Genomic DNA, 3,228 nt, shown 5'->3' with positions numbered 1-3,228 from the left:
TTGTCATCCTGAATATCGAGGACAGCAATTTCACCACGCAGGCGCTGAGGCACCAGTTCCAGGCTGAGGTTTTCACCCTGCACATGGAAGACGTTGGTGGTGTAGAACGCGTCCAGCACTTCTTCAGTGGTATAGCCCAGCGCGCGCAGCAGTACCGATGCAGGCAGCTTGCGGCGACGGTCGATACGCACAAATACGCAATCTTTCGGGTCGAACTCGAAGTCCAGCCACGAACCGCGGTAAGGAATGATGCGCGCGGAGTACAGCAGTTTGCCGGAGCTGTGCGTCTTGCCACGGTCGTGGTCGAAGAACACGCCCGGGGAACGGTGCAGCTGGGAAACGATTACACGCTCGGTACCGTTGATTACGAAGGTACCGTTCTCAGTCATCAGGGGGATTTCACCCATGTAGACTTCTTGCTCTTTGATGTCCTTGATCGCTTTGTTCGACGATTCTTTGTCGAAAATGATCAGGCGCACTTTTACCCGCAAAGGTACGGCATAAGTTACACCGCGCAATACGCATTCTTTGACATCAAATGCCGGTTCGCCCAGGCGATAACCGACGTACTCCAGCGCAGCATTGCCGGAGTAGCTGATGATCGGGAAAACGGATTTGAAGGCCGCATGCAGGCCCACGTCGCGGAACTGATCTTTAGTCGCTCCCGCTTGCAAGAATTCACGATACGAATCCAGCTGGATGGCCAGGAGGTACGGCACATCCATGACGTCCGGCAACTTGCTAAAGTCCTTGCGGATACGTTTTTTCTCAGTATATGAGTAAGCCATCAGCGTTCCCCAGCTTGGTCACCTGCTTGTTTGGCCCCTCCCGACGGGAGCAGCCAGAAAATCGTGCAAACCCCATGGTTTGCGCCACCACATCGGGTGGATACAGCTCGTTACCAGCACCGACCCAGTCGGCTGCCAATAACGGAAAAAGGCCGGTGGCAAGAGCCACCAGCCATCAGCCTTTCGCTTAACGCTCGGGCTGGAGGAGCAAAGTCGATGCTTATTTCAGCTCGACTTTAGCGCCTGCTTCTTCCAGAGCTGCTTTGGCTTTGTCAGCTGCGTCTTTGGCAACAGCTTCCAGAACCATGGCAGGAGCGCCGTCAACTACAGCCTTGGCTTCTTTCAGGCCCAGACCGGTCAGTTCACGTACAGCCTTGATCACGTTAACTTTCTTCTCGCCAGCTTCGGTCAGCATGACGTTGAATTCAGTTTGCTCTTCAACAACAGCGGCAGCAGCAGCTGGACCAGCAGCAGCAACAGCAGCGGTAACGCCGAAGGTTTCTTCCATTGCTTTGATCAGCTCAACAACTTCCAGAACGGTTTTCTGGCCGATTGCTTCGATGATTTGTTCGTTAGTCAGAGACATGACTTGAATCCTGTATTGGGGTGACAGCTTACGCAGCCATCAAATTAAACATATGATTTTGAAAGGTCTCGCTGTGCCTTAGGCAGCAGCAGCTTCTTTCTGGTCGCGAACGGCTGCCAGGGTACGAGCCAGCTTGCTGGTAGCGCCTTGGATCACGCTCATCAGTTTCGCAATAGCTTCGTCGCGGGTCGGCAGGGTAGCCAACACGTCGATCTGGTTAGCGGCAAGGAACTTGCCATCAAACGCAGCTGCCTTGATCTCGAACTTGTCCTGACCCTTGGCGAACTCTTTGAAAATCCGGGCAGCAGCGCCTGGATGTTCTTTGGAGAATGCAATCAGGGTAGGGCCGGTGAACACGTCGTTGAGGACACTGAATTCAGTGTCAGCAACAGCGCGCTTGAGCAGGGTGTTACGTACGACACGTACATAAACGCCAGCTTCACGAGCCTCTTTACGGAGTCCGGTCATCGCGCCTACTGTTACGCCACGGGCATCAGCCACGACAGCGGACAGAGCGACTTTGGCAGCCTCGTTGACTTCAGCGACGATGGCCTTCTTGTCTTCGAGTTTAATTGCCACGGGTTTAACTCCTGCTTGTTACCGTTTCATCCAGTCGAAACCGGATGTCGTTTTGGTGTCTGATTCGGTAAGGAACCGGGAGCACCATCTGCGTAGGCTTGAGGTTTAAGACTTGCGTCGCCTACGGTCTTGGATAGCCCCCGCCAGGCAGGGACCCCAATCTTTCAATTGGCGCAATTACTTGCGCCAACCTGCGTCTTACGCGTCGAGCGAACCCTGGTCGATGACCAGACCTGGGCCCATAGTAGTGCTCAGGGTAACGCGCTTGACGTAAATACCTTTCGAGGAAGCTGGCTTGATACGCTTCAGATCAGCGATCAGGGCTTCAACGTTTTCCTTCAGCTTGACGGCATCGAAGCCGACTTTGCCAACGGAAGTGTGGATGATGCCGTTTTTGTCGGTGCGATAACGAACCTGACCAGCCTTGGCGTTTTTAACCGCGGTAGCTACGTCAGGAGTTACTGTGCCGACTTTAGGGTTAGGCATCAGACCACGTGGACCGAGGATCTGACCCAACTGACCTACAACGCGCATTGCATCCGGGGATGCGATCACTACGTCATAGTTCAGGTCGCCGCCTTTCATTTCGGCAGCCAGGTCGTCCATACCTACACGGTCAGCGCCGGCAGCCAGAGCGGCCTCGGCAGCTGGACCCTGAGTGAACACAGCAACGCGAACGGTCTTGCCGGTACCGTGCGGCAGCACGGTAGCGCTACGAACGACCTGGTCGGATTTACGCGGGTCAACACCCAGGTTCACAGCTACGTCGAACGACTCGCTGAACTTGACAGTCGACAGCTCGGACAGCAGAGCAGCAGCGTCTACAAAGTTGTAGGCCTTGCCTGCTTCGATTTTGCCGGCGATAGCCTTTTGACGCTTGGTCAGCTTAGCCATTACACACCCTCCACGTTAAGGCCCATGCTACGAGCAGAACCGGCGATAGTACGCACGGCTGCTTCCATATCAGCTGCAGTCAGATCCGCGTTTTTGGTTTTCGCGATTTCTTCCAGCTGAGCACGAGTCACAGTGCCAACCTTAACGGTGTTCGGACGAGCGGAACCGCTAGTCAGACCAGCAGCCTTCTTCAGCAGAACCGAAGCAGGAGTGGATTTGGTTTCGAACGTGAAGCTACGGTCGCTGTAGACAGTGATGATCACTGGAGTCGGCAGACCTGGCTCAAGACCCTGAGTACGGGCGTTGAAAGCCTTGCAGAATTCCATGATGTTCACGCCGTGCTGACCCAGAGCAGGACCAACAGGTGGGCTTGGGTTAGCC

4 protein-coding genes and 1 pseudogene are annotated in these 3,228 nt (G+C 54.9%); all 5 read right to left on the bottom strand.

Annotation, left to right across the window (positions count from 1 at the left end):
• Nucleotides 1–788 (bottom strand): annotated as a pseudogene (gene rpoB, locus AC1DLB_RS26025) (DNA-directed RNA polymerase subunit beta); the annotation flags it as partial.
• 220 nt (nt 789–1,008) lie between these two features.
• Nucleotides 1,009–1,374 (bottom strand): 50S ribosomal protein L7/L12, encoded by a 366-nt coding sequence (gene rplL / locus AC1DLB_RS26020; protein ID WP_018925654.1) that lies wholly within the window; start codon nt 1,372–1,374, stop codon nt 1,009–1,011.
• Nucleotides 1,375–1,452: 78 nt separating this feature from the next.
• On the bottom strand, nt 1,453–1,953 hold the full coding sequence (rplJ, locus tag AC1DLB_RS26015; protein ID WP_018925653.1) for a 50S ribosomal protein L10: 501 nt from the start codon (nt 1,951–1,953) through the stop codon (nt 1,453–1,455).
• 198 nt (nt 1,954–2,151) lie between these two features.
• On the bottom strand, nt 2,152–2,847 hold the full coding sequence (rplA, locus tag AC1DLB_RS26010) for a 50S ribosomal protein L1 (protein ID WP_007933725.1): 696 nt from the start codon (nt 2,845–2,847) through the stop codon (nt 2,152–2,154).
• The coding region (gene rplK, locus AC1DLB_RS26005; RefSeq protein ID WP_477785912.1) for a 50S ribosomal protein L11 at nt 2,847–3,228 on the bottom strand (382 nt) is incomplete at its 5' end. The genes rplA and rplK, both read right to left, overlap by 1 nt.

This window comes from Pseudomonas sp. 05N434 (assembly GCF_056396965.1).
The sequence above is the reverse complement of the archived record's forward strand: the minus strand, read 5'-3'. Positions and strand labels throughout refer to the sequence as shown.

Excerpts from the sequence above, each read along its gene's own strand:
- rplL (WP_018925654.1), bottom strand. The coding sequence starts at position 1,374 with ATGTCTCTGACTAACGAACAAATCATCGAAGCAATCGGCCAGAAAACC.
- rplA (WP_007933725.1), bottom strand. The coding sequence starts at position 2,847 with ATGGCTAAGCTGACCAAGCGTCAAAAGGCTATCGCCGGCAAAATCGAA.